The organism is Vibrio sp. A37 (assembly GCF_059777565.1).
The window spans coordinates 14,644-32,141 of record NZ_JBLNLI010000015.1 but is presented as its reverse complement, the minus strand read 5'-3'; the positions used below and the strand labels follow the sequence as shown (position 1 = coordinate 32,141).

General features: G+C 38.6%; 24 protein-coding genes and 1 pseudogene. 19 read left to right on the top strand and 6 right to left on the bottom strand.

The features are described 5' to 3' along the window. Positions 1-30: 30 nt before the first annotated feature. Positions 31-432: pseudogene (locus ACM2FC_RS19290) on the top strand (RNA-guided endonuclease InsQ/TnpB family protein); the annotation flags it as partial. A 1,751-nt stretch (positions 433-2,183) separates the two neighbouring features. Here ACM2FC_RS19290 and ACM2FC_RS19285 read toward each other — a convergent pair. Then, complete coding sequence (locus ACM2FC_RS19285; protein WP_498482652.1) at positions 2,184-3,335, bottom strand: AraC family transcriptional regulator; 1,152 nt, start codon at positions 3,333-3,335, stop codon at positions 2,184-2,186. Between the two features lie 748 nt (positions 3,336-4,083). Between ACM2FC_RS19285 and ACM2FC_RS19280 the strand changes: the two genes are divergently transcribed. The 10 genes from ACM2FC_RS19280 to ACM2FC_RS19235 all read left to right on the top strand — a co-directional run bounded on the left by ACM2FC_RS19280 (position 4,084) and on the right by ACM2FC_RS19235 (position 7,004). Then, complete coding sequence (locus ACM2FC_RS19280) at positions 4,084-4,284, top strand: RebB family R body protein (protein ID WP_498482651.1); 201 nt, start codon at positions 4,084-4,086, stop codon at positions 4,282-4,284. A gap of 38 nt (positions 4,285-4,322) precedes the next feature. Continuing rightward, on the top strand, positions 4,323-4,598 hold the full coding sequence (locus ACM2FC_RS19275; RefSeq protein WP_498482650.1) for a RebB family R body protein: 276 nt from the start codon (positions 4,323-4,325) through the stop codon (positions 4,596-4,598). 20 nt (positions 4,599-4,618) lie between these two features. Further along, positions 4,619-4,879: a RebB family R body protein gene (locus ACM2FC_RS19270; protein ID WP_498482649.1), complete on the top strand. Its 261-nt coding sequence runs from the start codon at positions 4,619-4,621 to the stop codon at positions 4,877-4,879. A gap of 27 nt (positions 4,880-4,906) precedes the next feature. Further along, complete coding sequence (locus ACM2FC_RS19265) at positions 4,907-5,167, top strand: RebB family R body protein (RefSeq protein WP_498482647.1); 261 nt, start codon at positions 4,907-4,909, stop codon at positions 5,165-5,167. 62 nt (positions 5,168-5,229) lie between these two features. Next, positions 5,230-5,526: a hypothetical protein gene (locus tag ACM2FC_RS19260; RefSeq protein WP_498482646.1), complete on the top strand. Its 297-nt coding sequence runs from the start codon at positions 5,230-5,232 to the stop codon at positions 5,524-5,526. Positions 5,527-5,582: 56 nt separating this feature from the next. Beyond that, the gene (locus tag ACM2FC_RS19255; protein ID WP_498482644.1) at positions 5,583-6,008 is read left to right on the top strand and encodes a RebB family R body protein; all 426 of its coding nucleotides are present in this window, start codon (positions 5,583-5,585) and stop codon (positions 6,006-6,008) included. Continuing rightward, positions 5,986-6,252 (top strand): hypothetical protein, encoded by a 267-nt coding sequence (locus tag ACM2FC_RS19250; RefSeq protein WP_498482642.1) that lies wholly within the window; start codon positions 5,986-5,988, stop codon positions 6,250-6,252. Before ACM2FC_RS19255 ends, ACM2FC_RS19250 begins: the two co-directional genes overlap by 23 nt. Before the next feature lie 11 nt (positions 6,253-6,263). Continuing rightward, the gene (locus ACM2FC_RS19245; protein WP_498482640.1) at positions 6,264-6,512 is read left to right on the top strand and encodes a RebB family R body protein; all 249 of its coding nucleotides are present in this window, start codon (positions 6,264-6,266) and stop codon (positions 6,510-6,512) included. A 20-nt stretch (positions 6,513-6,532) separates the two neighbouring features. Further along, positions 6,533-6,724, top strand: a complete 192-nt coding sequence (locus tag ACM2FC_RS19240) for a RebB family R body protein (RefSeq protein ID WP_498482638.1) — start codon at positions 6,533-6,535, stop codon at positions 6,722-6,724. 13 nt (positions 6,725-6,737) lie between these two features. Further along, positions 6,738-7,004 (top strand): hypothetical protein, encoded by a 267-nt coding sequence (locus ACM2FC_RS19235; protein ID WP_498482637.1) that lies wholly within the window; start codon positions 6,738-6,740, stop codon positions 7,002-7,004. A gap of 502 nt (positions 7,005-7,506) precedes the next feature. On the opposite strand, the gene ACM2FC_RS19230 is transcribed toward ACM2FC_RS19235, so the two are convergent. Beyond that, a complete protein-coding gene (locus ACM2FC_RS19230; protein WP_498482635.1) occupies positions 7,507-8,100 on the bottom strand; it encodes a hypothetical protein in 594 nt (197 codons plus the stop codon). A gap of 221 nt (positions 8,101-8,321) precedes the next feature. On the opposite strand from ACM2FC_RS19230, the gene ACM2FC_RS19225 reads away from it, so the two are divergent. The 8 genes from ACM2FC_RS19225 (at position 8,322) to ACM2FC_RS19190 (ending at position 14,328) form a co-directional block, all read left to right on the top strand. Then, positions 8,322-8,771, top strand: a complete 450-nt coding sequence (locus ACM2FC_RS19225; RefSeq protein ID WP_498482634.1) for a lamin tail domain-containing protein — start codon at positions 8,322-8,324, stop codon at positions 8,769-8,771. Positions 8,772-8,787: 16 nt separating this feature from the next. Next, positions 8,788-9,735, top strand: a complete 948-nt coding sequence (locus tag ACM2FC_RS19220) for a hypothetical protein (RefSeq protein WP_498482632.1) — start codon at positions 8,788-8,790, stop codon at positions 9,733-9,735. Positions 9,736-9,777: 42 nt separating this feature from the next. Continuing rightward, on the top strand, positions 9,778-10,200 hold the full coding sequence (locus tag ACM2FC_RS19215; RefSeq protein ID WP_498482630.1) for a hypothetical protein: 423 nt from the start codon (positions 9,778-9,780) through the stop codon (positions 10,198-10,200). 8 nt (positions 10,201-10,208) lie between these two features. Beyond that, positions 10,209-10,508 (top strand): hypothetical protein, encoded by a 300-nt coding sequence (locus ACM2FC_RS19210; RefSeq protein WP_498482629.1) that lies wholly within the window; start codon positions 10,209-10,211, stop codon positions 10,506-10,508. A gap of 18 nt (positions 10,509-10,526) precedes the next feature. Next, positions 10,527-10,940: a hypothetical protein gene (locus tag ACM2FC_RS19205; RefSeq protein ID WP_498482627.1), complete on the top strand. Its 414-nt coding sequence runs from the start codon at positions 10,527-10,529 to the stop codon at positions 10,938-10,940. 41 nt (positions 10,941-10,981) lie between these two features. After that, positions 10,982-11,683, top strand: a complete 702-nt coding sequence (locus ACM2FC_RS19200; protein WP_498482626.1) for a hypothetical protein — start codon at positions 10,982-10,984, stop codon at positions 11,681-11,683. Between the two features lie 100 nt (positions 11,684-11,783). Further along, positions 11,784-12,665 (top strand): N-acetylmuramidase family protein, encoded by an 882-nt coding sequence (locus ACM2FC_RS19195; protein WP_498482624.1) that lies wholly within the window; start codon positions 11,784-11,786, stop codon positions 12,663-12,665. A gap of 412 nt (positions 12,666-13,077) precedes the next feature. Then, positions 13,078-14,328, top strand: a complete 1,251-nt coding sequence (locus ACM2FC_RS19190) for a hypothetical protein (protein WP_498482622.1) — start codon at positions 13,078-13,080, stop codon at positions 14,326-14,328. A gap of 229 nt (positions 14,329-14,557) precedes the next feature. Here ACM2FC_RS19190 and ACM2FC_RS19185 read toward each other — a convergent pair whose 3' ends face one another. From ACM2FC_RS19185 to ACM2FC_RS19170, 4 genes are all read right to left on the bottom strand, one after another. Then, the gene (locus ACM2FC_RS19185; RefSeq protein ID WP_498482621.1) at positions 14,558-15,487 is read right to left on the bottom strand and encodes a hypothetical protein; all 930 of its coding nucleotides are present in this window, start codon (positions 15,485-15,487) and stop codon (positions 14,558-14,560) included. A gap of 1,011 nt (positions 15,488-16,498) precedes the next feature. After that, complete coding sequence (locus ACM2FC_RS19180; RefSeq protein WP_498482620.1) at positions 16,499-16,741, bottom strand: hypothetical protein; 243 nt, start codon at positions 16,739-16,741, stop codon at positions 16,499-16,501. A 228-nt stretch (positions 16,742-16,969) separates the two neighbouring features. Further along, positions 16,970-17,143: a hypothetical protein gene (locus ACM2FC_RS19175; protein WP_498482619.1), complete on the bottom strand. Its 174-nt coding sequence runs from the start codon at positions 17,141-17,143 to the stop codon at positions 16,970-16,972. A gap of 48 nt (positions 17,144-17,191) precedes the next feature. Continuing rightward, positions 17,192-17,395 carry a HipA domain-containing protein gene (locus ACM2FC_RS19170; RefSeq protein ID WP_498482617.1) on the bottom strand — a complete coding sequence of 68 codons (204 nt, stop codon included), beginning with the start codon at positions 17,393-17,395 and terminating at the stop codon, positions 17,192-17,194. Positions 17,396-17,498: the final 103 nt, after the last annotated feature.

Genomic DNA, 17,498 nt, shown 5'->3' with positions numbered 1-17,498 from the left:
ACTCTTATTGCAAACTGACGCAATGACAACCTACATAAAGCATCACATGAAGTCTTCCAGAACAACGCGATAATAGCGATTGAGGACTTACGTGTACCAAATATGTCTCAGTCAGCAAAAAGCAATGCAGAGAAACACGGCAAAAATGTAAAAGCTAAGTCAAGACTGAATAAGTCAATACTCAACCAAGGTTGGTATGAGTTCAGAAGGCAGCTTGAGTATAAGCAGGTATGGAATGGCGGTTTGGTTGTCGCTGTACCAGCGCAATACACAAGTCAAACCTGTCCTTGCTGTTGTCATGTACCGAAAGATAACCGTCAAACTCAAGTGCACTTTGAGTGCGTGGGGTGTGGTTACACAAACAATGCAGATATTGTTGGTGCTTTAAATGTTTTTGAGCGAGGACAGCGCTTGTTAGCCTGTAGAGAGTAGGCGTTAGCCGCTTGATGAATCAGGAACTTGTACCTAAAGCAATTTAGCGGGAGCCCTAGCAATGGGAATCCCCTGCGACTTAGCTAGGGGAGGATGTCAACATTCCAGTCCACAATTAGAAGCCCAACGAGTTAATTCAATCTCCCATCCAAATATACGCAATCAGCACTTCTGGAAGTATCAACCTTTTCAACAAACCCAGCCCCTAAACTAAGACACACACGCACTGCTATATGCATATAGCAGTGCGTGTGTGTCCGACAAGCGACAGCGCGTCAGTTATTCACGAACAACTACCAACGAGAGAAATATAGCCACTTAACAACAAATTAAAAAAACAAAATCAAACTCTAGACTTTAAGATCCTTTAGGATCTTAAAGTCTTATATTTCTTAGCTATACATGATTTATACCGTAATCTACTCTCACTTTATCGTAATCTACCTGCATTATATCGTAATCTACCTGCATTATATCGTAATCTGCCGACTCATTATCGTAATCTGCCGACCAAATATATCGTAATCTGCTGACTTTGATATTTTAGATATAATTATCTACTGCCTATGAAAATACTACATATAGCAATCTACCGATCTAACTGTTAACTCACTGTATAATCTACTAATGTCAGTAATTTGTTCGGCACTTAAACCGTTAATAATATCAATGATATTTTAAAGATAATTTCATTCACGCGGGTGATATAAATAAGTAATTACTCAATATTAGGTTTTATTGTCAAATATAGTTTTCTACCGATTTCTTCAACTCTATTGACATGAACCCTTCTTAGCGACGAAGTGTCACCCAAATACATTTATCCAAGAGGAAGGGCATCTACGTGCAACTCCTGTCGCTCCTCGGGACTTAAGGAGCCTTCCTCATTACCTTTAGATGGATAACGATATTCAGACTATGGCTACGCTTACTTTGAAAGAAAAACTCTTTAAACATTTTTACTGAGCGTTACGTTAACCACCTTGCATTTAAACACAACGTCAGCTTTTTGATATGGTACTCAATCCGATTTATTTTTATAGATTAAGCGGTGGGTTAACTACTTTGACCATGTCGGTTTTAACACTACATAAGCAATTCTAAGTTATACCAGCGTTAGTGTTGAGTACCCAAAAGGTAAGTATGTCTTAAAGAATGCTTCTGGTACGTTAGCGTTTTAAGTCAGGTTATTCTTTCAGCAAGATAGGGTGCGACCGTTTATAATATGGAATTAATAATTAAGTTGGGACTACACTCCCCTGTATATACAGGGAGTGCAGTAGTCAGTGGAAGTTGAGGCATTGTCTAATTGTTATATACTCGTTTGTTACTTTTAAAACGCATTACATAAGTGTTGTCTTTAGTTTCTCTCAATGAAAGTTGTTTCATCGTAAAAACGACGTTAGGTTAAAGAAGCTTCCTCAGCAGTAATATCGATAGCGCAAGTCAATAAACAACCACTAACGCAGTATTTATATTTAGTTGACCGCTTAACCTATTCGTCAAAACAATCATGACTTGTAACAAAGATAAAAATTTAACGTAGAACCAACTTTGCGTTAGTTCATAACGAACTTTTTGACTTTACATGGAGCACAGAAAACTTAGAGCCCTCAAAATCTAATTCGATATGCAGCGATTTAACAAACGTAATGTTAGACGGAAAAACCTAGGGTAGGTAAGACGTCATATTCACTAATTTAGTGGGCATACGCTATCTTATAGCGTTACCGCGCCTAGTGAATTTAGGATTAATGGAGACGGCGATAGGTCATAGACCTTTGCTTCATTCGATACTGTCCAGGCGTACATCCTACGTATTTCTTAAACATTTTCTCAAAGTGGCTTAAGTCTCCAAACCCCGATCGCATACATGTTTCCGTAATCTTCGACATTGGGTTTATTTCAATAAATTTTTTCGCGTACAGCAGCCTTAGCTGTATCAAGACGTGCTTAAACGATATGGATAGCTGACTTCTAAACAAGTACGAAAGGTGAGAAGCGCTGGTATGGGAGGCTTCCGACAACTCAGATAAGGACACACTTTCTCGATAGTTCTCTCTAAGGTAGGTTAGAGCCTTAACTAAGGAAGGGTGAATGTAGTTTAAATTATCCCAACTCTTATTGAATACATCTTCTATAACAGAGTTATTCGTATTATCCTCGACGCCTTGATTTAAGCTTAAACCAACAACATCGCTCAACGTTATGCCTGCACTGTTGCAAGACACTAACGTAAACAACGTCCTCCTAAGCTGCGTTACGTTACCAGGCCAATCATAGGAAGACAAAAGCATAACTACCTCTTCTGTTAGCTTATTCTCATCGCCAAGTATATGCTCTATGTAGGAGCGGACGTCCGATTTTCTTTTTCGAAGAGGAGGGATGTTAATTTCGATACACGGGCTGTTTTCATCAAAAATCCCACAAAACACACTTCTGTCCTCTTTATCAACTTCGGACTTAGCAGTGCTACTCACGATTAAACGGATGTTGTATTTATCCATGATATGGAAGATGTTTTTGATTGAGAAGTAGCAGATTAGTGCGTCCTTTTGGTCACTGGTAAATTTATCAAAGTCTGATAAATAAATAGTGCCATTTTTGGCGTTTTCAATCGCTGAAGAAAAGTAATCATTGAAGTTATCGATAGAAAAAACATTGCTTTTGATATTTACAAAGTTGCCTTCTTTAGAGATGCCGTGAATCATTCTTGCTATATCAACTTTTTCCGTCCCTTCTTCACCAGATATATAGATAGGAAAGTTATTACCTTTAGAAAAAATTACCTGATTTTTTATTGACTCTATTTCCTTGGAGGTGCCGACTAGATGATACTTATTTTTACTACTCTCTTTAGAATCCAAATCAAACATATTGGTAGAAAAAAGGATGCTTTTCAAAATATACTCCTTTCGGATAAATGACATGTTTATCAAATGGTTAAACTAGAATCATGTTAGTTATTTCTTAAGCATGTTGATTGGGCAATATTATTAAATATGCGGACAAACTTACTAACAAAAGTCCGCTTTTTGTTACAGTTTCTATGGAGGTAGGCGGTCTATCGTCTACAAGTGGTAGGCCCTACTAATGTAATACATACGACTGAGTTGCATGACAGGGCTATGTAAAATCCATAGAGGAGACAATTCAAGAGAGGTGACTACTTCATTTTTTTGTTTTTGACTTCACCACATACGCTCGTTCTATTCGTTATTCAGAAGCTAGAGCAACTGCTTGTGTAAAGACAATAGTATATATGTCATTGTAGGCCTGAGTCGCTGCAACGCGAATTGAATCTCACATACGGACTGAGTTACCGATTAAGAGTACTGAGAAAAGTAACGTCACTACCAATACCTGCTTCCTCTGAAATCAATCTTTCCTCCTTTGTTTAATCATTCGCTCTCGTGTACAAGCTTAAGAAGAAAGAGTTTCCTTTCACAAATGTCTTCACATGAGCCGAACGGTTCCATGTATCACTATAATAAGTTTTGTAACGGGCGTTTAATATATCTGTTCCTTCGCTTTGGTGAATCTTAAAAAATGCACCTTCATAGAATAGAACGTTAATATAATCATTCAGACCAAGTTAGCATCTCTTATTTGAGTCAATATAGCGTCACTTGAAGAGAATTGGATAATTTCGTGACTGAAGATAATGCAGATTACTACAATAAATATATACCGCCTATTTCTAGAAATATGCATTTAAATATGGTTGCAGATTCTTTGGGAAAGTCATCTCAAAATTCCACATTCAGTCAGCAACAAATACAAACGATTGTCGTATCTAGTACATCCCTAGCAACTAACCTTATTTACTCTCTTACGGCTCGTAGTATTTAAATTAATTTTGTTCAATAAAATCAAAGGAGACAAAAATAATGCCAGTAAATGATGCCGTTACAGATTCTGTAACTCAGGTTAACACAAGCGTGCTAGGTGAAGTTCCTGCATCGGCTAGCGGAAACCTACTTGTTTCTACTAGTCACGCGATGAGTACATCAGCACACAACAGTACTCAAGCAAATCAACAAGCAAATTTAGTTCATCAAACTTCAACGATTCAAGGTATCAACTCAATGTTCAACCTAGGCAATGCACTGCTTGGGAGAGAAATTGAGCTTACTTTGGGCGACAGTAAGAAAGAAGAACAATAATCTAACTTAGGAGATAAACAATGCCAGTAAATGAACAAGTAACAGACTCAGTAACACAGGTAAACACTAAAGTAGTTGGTGAAACTCCAGCAATGGCGATGGGCAACCTACTTATGTCTACCAGCCACGCTTTAAGTAATGCCGCTCACAACGCGACAGTTGCTCAACAACAAGCTCAAATCACTATGCAAGCAGCGACTGTTCAAGGTGTTAACTCTTTAATGTCTATCGGTAGCTCTGTCACTGGTCGCAGTGCAGAAAATATCATCGAAGGCAACTAAAAACATTAACATACTAGGAGATAAACAATGCCAGTAAATGAACAAGTAACAGACTCAGTAACACAGGTAAACACTAAAGTAGTTGGTGAAACTCCAGCAATGGCGATGGGCAACCTACTTATGTCAACTACTCAAGCTCTAAGTACTGCAGCTCACAACTCTACTGCAGCGCAGCAACAAGCACAAATCACTATTCAAGCTGCCACTGTTCAAGGTGTCAATTCACTAATGTCTATCGGTAGCTCTGTCACTGGTCGCAGTGCGGAAAACATCATCGAAAAAGGCTAATTAGTATTTTACACCTTTACCCCTAAGTCATCGGGGTAAAGGTGTCTCTTTGGAGAAATTTCATGAAGAATGTAAACGCTCCCTCGAACCCGGAAGAATCAGCTTTCAATAGTGCCAACCAGTCCGTTGCGCAATCCACCGCTATAGCGTTGTCTGATGCTACAGATAACCTGCGAAACATAAATACCATTACCACTACTGCGATAGGTACCGCCTTGAGCCAAGCGCTTGAGACCGGAGATTTTAAGTTTATCGACATGCTAGATAAAGTTCAGCAAATTGTCTCAAATGGCACAGAAAACTTTGGTGCCGTAGGTGAAAAAGTTGCGATGGTATTGAAAGACTCATCGTCTAGTTAATTGTAATTATTTTAGTATCCATATTGCTTAACAAGTTGAAAAATTAAGGACTAACAATGCCTGAAGATACAGTATACAAAGATGAAGTTGGAACTGATGTTAGTGAGACTGCGACGTCAGAGTACACGACGCTGCAATCTTATACTCCTCAATCTACATCATTCTTGGAAGCAACCTTGTCAGATACTTTGGGGTTGTCCATGCACAACGCCGTAAGTAATCAACAAAGCTCTCAAATGACGACAGCGGCGTCGGTAACCAACGCTTGCGCAAGACTCTTAAAGGCATACTCCCCTCGCCCCGTACCTGCAAAAGAAGAGGCGACAGTTATTGAAAGTGAATCGACCGATGCGATTAGTGAGGCTGAATTAGTTCAAACAGAGAAAGAAGTGAAAAATGCATTTAACCTATTGAGATTTCTAAAGAAAAAAGAAACTAGCAGCGAGGATGACAGTGACAATGAGCCAAAACAATCCGATTGATATAGACGAAATTGGCGCAGAGCTCACGAAAATCCAAGATTACGCAAAAGAACAGCAGCAATCAATGCAAGAGTTAATCGAGACTTCATACAGCCAATATGCGCCAGAAGACATTCAACAATCTATGAGTGACATTGAAGTGGAAATCAGCGGGTTGATGTCCAATATCGAGGCGAAGCTCGCAGAGGACATTGAATCGATTAATCAGCAAATCAAGCAACTTATTCCTAATGAATCATCTTGAAGAGGTAAATTATGCCAAGTACGGTAAATGAACAAATCACAGACTCCATAACGCAAACGAATACTCAAGTACTTGGCAGTGTACCTGCAAGTGCAATGGGTAATTTATTTACCGCTGTTGGGCAAGCGATGTCGACGATGGCCGACAACACTGCCTTTGCTCAGCAACAAAGCCAAATCATTATGCAGACGTCAACGGTTCAAGGAATTAATGGCCTCAGTGCACGTACTGCCGCTTTAACAACGAAAATGACTAAGTAGCGCCAAAATAGGATACCAGCATGAGTGATGAGAATAGCAGTGAGGACCTATCACAGGTCACCGAGATTATCGAACAATTAACCGACTCCGCCTTATCCGACAGCATGGGACTTCACATGCAAAATGCTGTGAATATCCAACAAGGTATGCAAACCATAAGCAATGCATCCACTTCAAGCGCATGTACGTTGATTTTAAGTAAAGGGAGCTAACGAAGTATAAGATATGGCTAGTGAAAGCGCGACTGAAAAAGCGAAGCAGTCAGTCGCCCAAACCGTAGCGATTGCAATACAGGATGCTGCTGATAATTTAAGAAATTTAAATACGATTAGTACGACTTCAATCGGGGTAGCGATGTCTGAGTTGTTAGCTACGGGAGACCCTAGATACACAGAGGTCATCGCACAAGCACAAGAGATTATGGCGGTCGGCACCACAAATTTCTCGGAACTTGGCATGGCGGCTGCTGCAATAGCGGCCAAATTTGACTAAATTGCTACTCATCTTCATTTCCCTCTTCGCGCTACCTAGAAAATAAAGACTAGTCGTATTTCCAGCGTAGCGTATTTCAATTCAAACTTACTAAAATAAAACTCAAAAAGAATCCACTTGCTTCTGGTCCAAGATATAATCTCTTTCATACCCATTTAAATTTATTGTTTGATGATTGGCAAACGGCGGAACAGCTCTGATGCATCCCACAAGCAGAGACACCTGATTAGCCTTCACGTTTTGATGTTTGGATTGCTTTGTCACTACGAATCGACCATGACCGTCATTAAATTGCGGTTAACTTTATGTATTGATGCGGCAAAGCAACGTCATATGAATAACATTATAAAGGGAAGTTCGGCTGGACTTTTGAGTTCTGAGTTTTGTAAGTAAAAAAATAAAAGAGCCCTTTTGGAAAGGGGCCTTTTATTTCGTTTATAGCATCGTTCGAGCCGGGCTTAGATATCGCTTATGACAATGAAGTCCTAGTCACAGAAAAATATTAGAAACAACCAAGTAAAAACCTTTCATCTCCACCTTTAGTCATTTGAGTCAACCTGGAAATCTGAGAATTGCCAGAAAGGTTACTGTCAAGGACGTAAGAGCATACGCTATTGTTGTCTAAGAAGTTTAAACGCTCTATTTCTGCGGCAGATAATTGTCCCCAAATACCAAACAACAAGTACACGCTTGAATTACCGACGCGTTTCCGTAATCGCTCTACTCTTTTCATATCCTCTTCGAGGCTTTTGAGGCCATTTTGAATATACGAAGGGTGCCAATAGAGCATATTCACTTCGAACCAAATATGACAACCATCTTTTGACAGTTTTAAATCGGATTTTGATGCATACTTCTTACTGCAAGTTTCTACTTCATTACTGTGCTTATCATACTTTAAAAAGCCATCATATTCGCTGTATGCAGAGCTAAATTCACAACCATCTGCTTCTGTTGATTCAATTAGTGGGTCGCTCAGCTCCATTGATAACCACTTTCTAAAGTATTCTTTCGCTAAATGATCCTTTCCAAACAAATTTGCTTTAGAAAAATCGTAGCTATTTGAAATGTCGGATAAGATATTTTGTTTTTTCATATGTGCTCTTAATAACCTAGTTGATATAGAATTGACTTTCACATACTCATATATAAGGAAATAACATTCAACCTTAAATACCAATAAAGTTAATATTTCTTTAGCTACCGCAATAATATTTTCAATTAGTCATTTCTAAGCAATGATTAATAGAATAGACCAATAAAATTAAGAATAACTGGCTCATTATATAGGCAAGTAAGTCTTGTTAGTTGGTTAAAATGCAAAATCTGACATCTGCTAAAAAACGGAGGTTTCCCATATCATCAGATGAAACTACAATATCCAACTGTAGCAATGACCAAAATAAGAAATATGGCATTATTCTAGGAAAAAGCTCACGAAGAAATATAGTAGCCATCTCAATAAATCGGATTAATGAGGGTGAATCATCTAGTGTAAATGAGTATGTTGAAATAAGGAACATATCGAAAGTCAGTATTAACATAAGCAACTGGAAGTTTACAGCATCAAGAAATAGAGAGAGGTTTAGGTTTCCTGATGGTTATATTATTGAACCAAAGTCAAGTATAAGAATTTATACAGAGAAAAGTGATCTAAGGGATTTCGAGCTTAGTTTTAATAGCAATAGAGCTCTTTGGAATAATAGCTATGGTGGATGCATATTACAAGATTATAGTGGAAGCGTAGTATCGAGCTATTACTACTAAAAGAGTTGAGAAATTTATGCCTAAGAAAGACGATCCAATTGATTCAATTAATAACTACGAGGTTAGAACACTCATAAAAGATGCTGAACGTCTACTCCATTATATTTCGAGACATGGGGATCAGTCGATCGATCCTAAAATTGCCGAAGGGATAACGAACGTTAAGTATAAAATGGGTACGAACAGTTGGTCTGTTGAAGATGAATCTGAATTGTTGACGTATTACAACCAACTATCCAAACAGATATACCCAATTACAGTAGAAAGTATTAAATCGGTAGTGCCGCATATTGAAAAAGGCACGATAACACCACCCACGGCAACAAAAGTCATTAATTGGTACAGACGATACACTGTTGTAACCCTGGTTTTATTGCTGATATTGCAGATGTATTACTTATTTGGATATATGCTGGTATCAACGCTTGTTGAAAACAAAAGTGCGATGACCGCAATGAACGATAAGCAGCTTGTATTAACACCAGAAATGGAAGCCCATTATCATTTGCTTACCAAGTGGAGCCCCTCATGGGTCTTTGGTGAAGATAATTGCGCTCTTAAGCATGATAGTTTTTCTGTTCAATATGCGGAGAATATTGTGTCAGCTCAAGCAATATTGGAAATGCTTCAGCTCTATATATTGCCACTAATGTATGGCTTGCTTGGTGCATTTATATTTGTCTTAAGAAACATACTATTGCAAGTTCGAAATCTCACCTACACATCCAATAAGGAAGTGAGTTATAGACTTCGACTTACATTGGGTTGTCTATCTGGAATCATTACCGGCTGGATATTTCAGACAAACTTTGGCGGTGACTCCCTGTCCCCAATGGCGATCGCATTTGGGGCTGGATACAGTATCGAAGTGTTGTTCTCAGTATTAGATAAAACGATCAGCACCCTTGGTAAGGGAAAAGATTTGGAGAGTCAGCCAGAAAGTAAACTCGGTGAGAAGAAGTAATAAAAAAGTTAAGAAATATCCCACTTTTAAGGAAAAGTAAAAATGAGATTTAAAAGCTTAGCGCCATTTGCCTTCGTTTTTATTTTACTTGGCTGCTCGATTAGATATGTACCTAATTATAGCCCTAGAATTGTAGATCAGCTGTACAAAATCAACTCTGATATACAATACCTCTACATAACAATGAGCGAGAATGGGGCAGATAAGAATGACCGTGTTAATTATTTAGATGATTACATAAAAATCAAGGTTGAAATTCGAGAGCTTCAAATTATGGAAAGCCATCGAAAATCGAACACCGAGTCAATTAAGCAAGCTAATATCTTGTATAAATTGTGGAATCAGGACATAGAGAACTACAAAAAGAAAGGAACCATGTCTGACTTCATAATATCACGAAGAATAACCCAATACAGCCGCCTAATCGGAACGATGCTTGATGGCGAAAACTATAAACCCAAGTAGGAATTACTATGGACGATATATTAAGTGAAGCATGTGAAGTAATAAATAGCAAAGTGTCTGATGTGATAGGAACTGATGTACTTAATTTGATTGATTCAGATATTTTTTCGGATTTCTCAAGTAGCATTAAATATCTCAAATTGGCAAGTGAAAGAGGTGAGATAGATGATGTAGACCTTGCTGAGGAAATCCTCATTGAGAAAGATATCCTAGAGTCAGAAATATTAACTGTTGCTATTGCTTTCAAATCTGAGGTTCAGAAAATCATTGATGATGCCTTCGATGTCATCTTCAACAAGATTATTTGATAAGTATCAAGAGAAATAATGTCTGTTATTAAGTATAGGCTTAGGCTTTCAAATAATGGATCAATTCTTATTAAGAAGACTTCTTGGTGTGAAAAATGTCATAAAGCCGAAGAAGAGAGAAAAAAATCCATTTATCCGGAATATATTTCAGACAACAAATATTTGTACTTGAGTTATGGAAAAACGCATGAAGAGGTTTTTAATTACGATAGCATTTCAAGCCATATTCAGTTTGGGGTTAATAAAATTCGACTTAGTCCTGATACGACAAAAGATCAAACTTCTCTCGTCGGATCTTACTCCAACATAGAAGTATCAGCTCAAAGTTTTTCTAAGAGCAACTGGAATACAAATAAAGTGAACAACAGAAAAAGAAAATACAGGCCATTTGGTTTAGAGCATATAAAAACTTGTTTTCTAGCCAGTGAGTAATGAAATTTTCTTTCGATAAATGAATACCATAGGAGAGTAAAATGAAACAACTAACATTTAGACACTGCAAGGCCGTTGATGGACGAGTGTTCGCAATCTTGACCCACCAAGGTGGCGTTGAAGACCTTTTTGACAATGGCTACAAGGTTGCTTACAAGCATAAGAAAGTTGATACAACAAAGCCACTTCTGGCTAGGTGGAGCGAGTCCTTCACAGTGAAATCCAAAGAGTTCATCGAGCCACAAGGTATTGAATCCATTCCTGACGAGATACAAACTGCATTTGACAGACTAGTGAACCGTCTTATCTCTGGAGTGGATGTTTTCTTCTGTGACTACAACTTAGGTACAGATTTGGCGAAACCTATTTGTGACAACGCCGTAGAAGATTATACGTCAACAGACTTTGTGATCTTTTCTGAAGATGAATTGGTTGGGCAAGATGCTAGAACTCAGCCGTATATTGTTTCATATGGCATTCCAAGATATATGTTCTCTAAGAACTGCGCCCTTCAAAATCGAATCTACTGTAAAACGGATTACATTGCGTTTGAACAAGCTATCAGTGCCGTCGTTTCTCAACGTGAGCGTGATGCCATTAATGGTAACCATATTAAAACTGAGTTGGTCGATTATATTGCTCGAAGCACTATCCACGAAGATGAAGCGCTATCTGCAATCAACGACTATGCAGACAGCATTTCAGCATATAAGTACTCAAGCTCTGCCCCACTTCTAGGATAACGAATTTATTTTCGTCCCTATTAATTTTATTTGTGAATAACGAAATTTTCTTTATTGACTAAGATTATTTCCTTATTTTACTTTTTATTAAGGAGTTATCATGGATAAGCTAGAAATATCTTATTCCGTAGGTGTAGGTGGTGAGAATGCATCCAATGATGTCATTAATATCCAACAAGCACTCAACTCAATTGCAAGTACTATTGGTCTACAAGACGAACTGATATTGGATGGGCTTATCGGGGATGAAAGCTCCTCTAAAACCTGCTTGGCTATTGGTTTAATGCAAGAAAGATTGCTCAATTACAAAGCCCCAGATATGCGAATCGATGTTGGTGGAAAAAGCCACAAGGTGTTAAGCGAAGCGTGTGCGAACGCTAACAGCAACCCTCTTCTGTTTCCAAGCGTCTCGCCAGAAGTAGGTATTAGCGAAGAAGATTTTCAAGCGGCTGCCCGTGAATTAAATTGCGAGGTAGCCGCGATTAAGGCGGTTTCACACGTGGAATCTAATGGTGGTGGTTTTTTCAAATCTGGCGTACCGAAAATCTTATTTGAAGCTCATCATTTTTCTAAGTACACCTATCACTTGTTTGATGAAACCTACCCTGAGATTTCTTCGCGTAGCTGGAATAGAAGCTTATACCTTGGCGGAGAAAAGGAATTTGACCGCTTGCAAAGCGCGATAGTTCTAAATAGAACGGCGGCATTAAAATCGGCGTCCTATGGGCGATATCAGTTGATGGGATTTAACTTCCATGCCTGTGGATATGATGATGTTGAGAACTTTGTATTGGATATGTTCTTGTCTGAAAGTAACCACCTCAAAGCGTTTGTAAACTTCATTCTGAGCAATGAACACTTACTCAGTGCTATTCAGTCTCTGGAATGGGACAAGTTTGCTCGATATTACAATGGCCCTGGCTACGAACAGAACGCATATGATAAAAAACTATCTGATGCGTATAAGAATTATTTGGCTTAGCTTGACCTTACTTTCTTCTCTCCCCTTGCCAAAACTAGACAAGGGGGGGATGCCATTGAAGCTCATCTATCCATTATGAAGCAATAGCACTTTAATAACGTTTTTAGTTATTGATAATTAAAAATAGAAATATTTTATTCATTCTGAAAACTTATTTAAAAACATAATAGTTATTTTTATTTAATCATTACTTAAAGAAGATAATTACTATATAAATCACTTTTTAAAAAATTGCATAAAATAGCCGTAAAAAAAAGCATATAAGCAGCAGAGATTAATAATCAAAACTCTATGCTACTTAAGACCACTTAATAACTTTAAGGTATTTTCAAAACACCAAGTTCAGCCTAAATATCACGAAAGTGCCAGTGAAATGATAATGCCTTTAATTACAATTTAATAAGGAATAGATATGCCTGAAAAAAAACATGTAGTAGAAATTGAAATGACCGAAATGGGCGGACTTGGTGTACCGCTAAGTCCAGAAGAAAAAGCCCTCGCCAACGAGTACAAAGACGCAATGGACGGGTTGGTGTTTGTTTTATCACACCTAAACGTCAGCAAAACTAAAACACCGAGTGTATTTGGTAGCCTATTTGATACATACGTTGGCGCTTCCGATGCCATTGACCTTGCGAAAGATACCGCTACTGAAGCTCTCAAAGTCATGAAAGATGGCGCGGGCAAGCTTATTGCTTCGGGCACCAAAGAAATCAGTGAGCACCCTGAACAAACCAAAGCCAAATCCGAAAGTGAAAATTCTGTATCCACCAGTACGAGCTCCGACCAAAAGCCGGGTATGATAAAGCTAATTAAAGAGTTTATTGACCATTATCTGGCAAAAATTAAAGAGGCTTACCTAGGGAAGTTCAGTGATAACCAACAATATTTTATCGAATGGCTGGCTGAGCTAGGTGAGTATTTTTTAAGTGACCAATTTATTGGTGATTTAACGGACATCATACCCGGTTGGTGTTACGTACAAAATGCTTCCGACCTCTATGACGGAATGAAGACTTTGATTTCTAACCTAAAAGAAGCCGTTACCGAAATGTACTTGAAAAGAGACATTACGATTCTCGACGGCCACCCAACAGTGATTGCGAACGCGATGTTGAGACATGTTGGCGTTCAAACTTTAAAAGGCCTGAAAGATGTGGCTTCGGCAAGTGTCGATATCGTTGTGAATACAGGGTCGGCTCTCACTGGATTCTTAGCAACAGTGCTTCTTAAAGTGCGTGATATCTTAATGCAATGCGTGGCTTTGGCAGACACTATTTTCCAAAGATACAAAGTCAACAAAGTAGTAAAACGTGCGCAAGAAGAGTATGTCGCTAAGCAATCTGACATCTCAACATTTAAAAACAAGCAAGAATTCCAAGATTGGATTAAACAAAGTACGTATTACTGTCCAATCATTGCGTCTGTTGCACTAAGTAGCGGCTATATCGCTCACCCAATGAAGTTTTTTAAGATGTATGAACCTTTGACCGAGTGTACGATTGAATTTACCAAATACACTCAAGGTGTGAATTACATCAACTGTATTAAGAAACAAGCAGCAAAACATATTAAAGAGTTTGCAGAGGCCTATAAAGTGACCTTCTCAAGTGATAGCGGACCGTTGGATAAGATGCTAAAAATTGCTCAGAGCGGCGACTAGACAACCTAAAATCAAACGTAAAGCGCAACGGTGGTGGATACATCTTGTATCCACCATTTTAACCGTGATACCGCGGGGCTCTTTCAGCACGCGCAAGTTTCTGCTCAGACAAGCGCCACCATCACCTATTGAGTTGCTTGATGGCATTTAAACATACAGCAGGAATCAGCGTTAGAAAAAAGCTTGCGTACTCGTTTGCTTAAACTCTCAATTCGCTTTGGCGCTTAGCTTATATGCTGTTTTTCATCTGAATTAATGATGATTCAGATGGCGCTATAAAACGTACAAAATTCTCGTCTTTTTTATGCTTGATGTTTGACTTCTTAGTGATGGCATTCAACCCTTTCTCCGCCACTTTGTCCCACACTTTCACTAGCGTTTTTTCAAGCTCGCTCGGTGTCCAGCGAATCGATTTGGCTTTGTATTCATTTAATGCTTGGTGAAGGAAAAACAGAGTTTCATTCTCTTTGAGGCCGACTCCACTGATGGCTTTTTTCAAAAACTTCAGTGTGTACTCTTCATCCCAACGGCAACCAATGTGGTAAAGATACAAAATTGTCGAACGAGTCAGGTTCGCCCGGCTATTAAACTGAGTTTTTACGGTTTCTAACTGCTCGAGGATTTCGCGATTGCGGTGTACGTATTCGATGATTTTGTTTGCGGAAAACTTACTAGCAAACTTACCATCTTTCCCCCCTGTGGTTGTCTGCGATAATTCATGCTTGTATTTCAAAACACGAGTTACTGCCGCACTTAGAGTTTGGGCATCACTGGATTTCAAATCGCCTATATCTCTGGCCAGTAAGTGCCCTTTTTGACGCACTCGCCCTTGGTCAATGGTATTAAATACCTTCTCATCTAGACCAACGACCAAATCACAAGTCAAATTCATCTTTGCTTTTTGAGCTGCAAATAACCGGTTTTGTCCGTCAAGCAAGACCCCACTTTTACTGACTCGAATGGAGTCTCCGTTGTAAAGCCATTGACCGCTAATCATATGGTCAGCGTACAAGTTAATTTTGGTTGGAACAGGAGGAATGTTATTGGTATTTATATCAAGTAATTTTTGGATGTGAATTGAGTTTAACTGCACTTCCGGCAAACACATCTGTTTGTTGCTTTTAAAGGATTGAGAGAGAAGTTCGTCGAGTAATGACATAAGCAATCAGGTTTTATTTTTAGTTTCCGAATTCTACTCAAAAAACTCAAGAAAAGACAATGGTATTGATAACATAGAATTTTAAGACTATTGATTTAATTTATTAAAATCAAAGACAATTGATCGAATTGCATTCAAAAAACACCAAAGTCGAGTCAATCAACTAGTTTTTTGTATAATTACACTCCTATATCATATTGATTAATTTACCCAAAATTGTCATTTTTTTAGCTTTTAATCATAAAGGGTTGGTCATTTTAGGTACCCAATACAATGTGAAAAAGGCCTGCTACAATCGAGGCGTAAGCAGGCTAAAAGATGTCCATATTCATTCCAACCTGAATTGGTGAACATAACCTAACGCAAGAAAGGTTATACTAAACTCATGGATAAAACAGGCGTATAATGAACAAGTTGCAAGCAATACAACAATAATGACTCAACGCGTAGTTACCCGTCATTGCTATATGTTTTTTCATTCTTACTTTTCATGTCAGGATTATTCCTGAAAGGTAATAATGATAGGCATATAGGGCAAAATGGAAAAACCGGACTCTATCTAGCTTTTACACATGACTCATGCCAGCCCTCAGCTAGCAACTCATTTCCGATTTGTCATACCAGCGGGGTGAGAATTACGCGCAACCGTTATTTAGCTGCGCGCTATTATGCGTAAACAGGTTTGAGTCTCGTCTCTAGCGGTTACAGATAGGTAAATTTCTTGGCAGTCTTGGGCTTCACTTTCTTAAAGTCACTATCATACATTTTGTAATCAAGGGTGTTTTTGCTTCGAAATGCGGCGATGTACCCTATCTCATGCGCGACTTTCACTTTGCCTACTATTTTAAATGTTTGTTTGAAAAGCGAGACACTATCATTAAAATTTTTGTACTTTGACATCATCCCGAACATGTTCTTTGACTCAGTATTCCCCACCACTAAAACATCTAAAATCTTTCCATTGGTGCCTAACGACAGTTTTTTTAGTGCCTCGAAAGCCCCTTCAAAAGCTTAACCTTGGTTGTTGGGAAACAAGTGGAGGCCAATCAATTTACTGCTATAGAGTAGAGTGATTGAAGTACAAATAGAAACGTCTGGGTACCATATTTCCTTTGGGTGAGAGCCTACCGCGGAATCCAAGCAACTGTTTAACATTCCATTCGAGAGTAACTGAGGTGGGGAGTTTGACTCTTTTTTCTTGGAGCTATTCGAGTCACTATTTTCATCGTACATTGCTTCTATACTTGCTGTCATGCGTTCTCCTAACCATTTAATAAGATTAATTTGAAGCTTTTTGCAAGAATAAAGGTAGCGCTTACTTTCCTCTAAATACGTTATCTCAATTCCACTCCCGCATGAAGCGTTTACATATTATTAACATGTGTGAAACTGCTCTACTGACGATGAAATAAAATGAAACAAAATACAGCACGTTTCATATTTCCAAAATCAATGGAAATATGACAACTCACTATTATACAGTCAATTGAATTTTTTAACGGTCTTTAAGATACCGTTAAATATCTTATCTCTTACTTTCTCGTTGATATCACTTGGTAGCGAGTTTCCGACAGAGTCAATCACAGCCATTGTTGTTGCTTCAAATTCATCAAGCAATAAACGAACCTTTTCTCGCCTTATGTTCGGGACGTTCATACTGTGAAAGGTATCTTCGAAATGGCGCGGTTGAAGTTGGTGCCACTTCTATTTTCGCCCACTAGTGCCACCTAAACTCATTGCCATTTTGAGCTTACGCTCACTCAAACCACGACCACCTGTAAGCGGATGTGCCGAGATAATGTCATACAGTGGTGTAAGCTGATAGCGACCAGATGCAGCTATACTCACAGAGAAATTCTTTCTATGTCCATCAATGGCAGCTGCGTAAGTCTCGATACTATCGAGCAACGGCTAATGAAATAAGAAACATCGCCCGATTAGGGCGGTGAGAAGTCACATACTGTTGCTTGTCGCAGACCAAGATAAGTTTGCTTTAACCCGTTTTCCTTTC

Coding starts and splice junctions, on each gene's coding strand:
- ACM2FC_RS19180 (WP_498482620.1), bottom strand. CDS start 16,741: ATGACAGCAAGTATAGAAGCAATGTACGATGAAAATAGTGACTCGAAT.
- ACM2FC_RS19210 (WP_498482629.1), top strand. CDS start 10,209: ATGGACGATATATTAAGTGAAGCATGTGAAGTAATAAATAGCAAAGTG.
- ACM2FC_RS19235 (WP_498482637.1), top strand. CDS start 6,738: ATGGCTAGTGAAAGCGCGACTGAAAAAGCGAAGCAGTCAGTCGCCCAA.
- ACM2FC_RS19245 (WP_498482640.1), top strand. CDS start 6,264: ATGCCAAGTACGGTAAATGAACAAATCACAGACTCCATAACGCAAACG.
- ACM2FC_RS19260 (WP_498482646.1), top strand. CDS start 5,230: ATGAAGAATGTAAACGCTCCCTCGAACCCGGAAGAATCAGCTTTCAAT.
- ACM2FC_RS19200 (WP_498482626.1), top strand. CDS start 10,982: ATGAAACAACTAACATTTAGACACTGCAAGGCCGTTGATGGACGAGTG.
- ACM2FC_RS19195 (WP_498482624.1), top strand. CDS start 11,784: ATGGATAAGCTAGAAATATCTTATTCCGTAGGTGTAGGTGGTGAGAAT.
- ACM2FC_RS19275 (WP_498482650.1), top strand. CDS start 4,323: ATGCCAGTAAATGATGCCGTTACAGATTCTGTAACTCAGGTTAACACA.
- ACM2FC_RS19175 (WP_498482619.1), bottom strand. CDS start 17,143: ATGAACGTCCCGAACATAAGGCGAGAAAAGGTTCGTTTATTGCTTGAT.
- ACM2FC_RS19240 (WP_498482638.1), top strand. CDS start 6,533: ATGAGTGATGAGAATAGCAGTGAGGACCTATCACAGGTCACCGAGATT.
- ACM2FC_RS19185 (WP_498482621.1), bottom strand. CDS start 15,487: ATGTCATTACTCGACGAACTTCTCTCTCAATCCTTTAAAAGCAACAAA.
- ACM2FC_RS19220 (WP_498482632.1), top strand. CDS start 8,788: ATGCCTAAGAAAGACGATCCAATTGATTCAATTAATAACTACGAGGTT.
- ACM2FC_RS19225 (WP_498482634.1), top strand. CDS start 8,322: ATGCAAAATCTGACATCTGCTAAAAAACGGAGGTTTCCCATATCATCA.
- ACM2FC_RS19270 (WP_498482649.1), top strand. CDS start 4,619: ATGCCAGTAAATGAACAAGTAACAGACTCAGTAACACAGGTAAACACT.
- ACM2FC_RS19230 (WP_498482635.1), bottom strand. CDS start 8,100: ATGAAAAAACAAAATATCTTATCCGACATTTCAAATAGCTACGATTTT.
- ACM2FC_RS19255 (WP_498482644.1), top strand. CDS start 5,583: ATGCCTGAAGATACAGTATACAAAGATGAAGTTGGAACTGATGTTAGT.
- ACM2FC_RS19265 (WP_498482647.1), top strand. CDS start 4,907: ATGCCAGTAAATGAACAAGTAACAGACTCAGTAACACAGGTAAACACT.
- ACM2FC_RS19190 (WP_498482622.1), top strand. CDS start 13,078: ATGCCTGAAAAAAAACATGTAGTAGAAATTGAAATGACCGAAATGGGC.
- ACM2FC_RS19205 (WP_498482627.1), top strand. CDS start 10,527: ATGTCTGTTATTAAGTATAGGCTTAGGCTTTCAAATAATGGATCAATT.
- ACM2FC_RS19250 (WP_498482642.1), top strand. CDS start 5,986: ATGAGCCAAAACAATCCGATTGATATAGACGAAATTGGCGCAGAGCTC.
- ACM2FC_RS19215 (WP_498482630.1), top strand. CDS start 9,778: ATGAGATTTAAAAGCTTAGCGCCATTTGCCTTCGTTTTTATTTTACTT.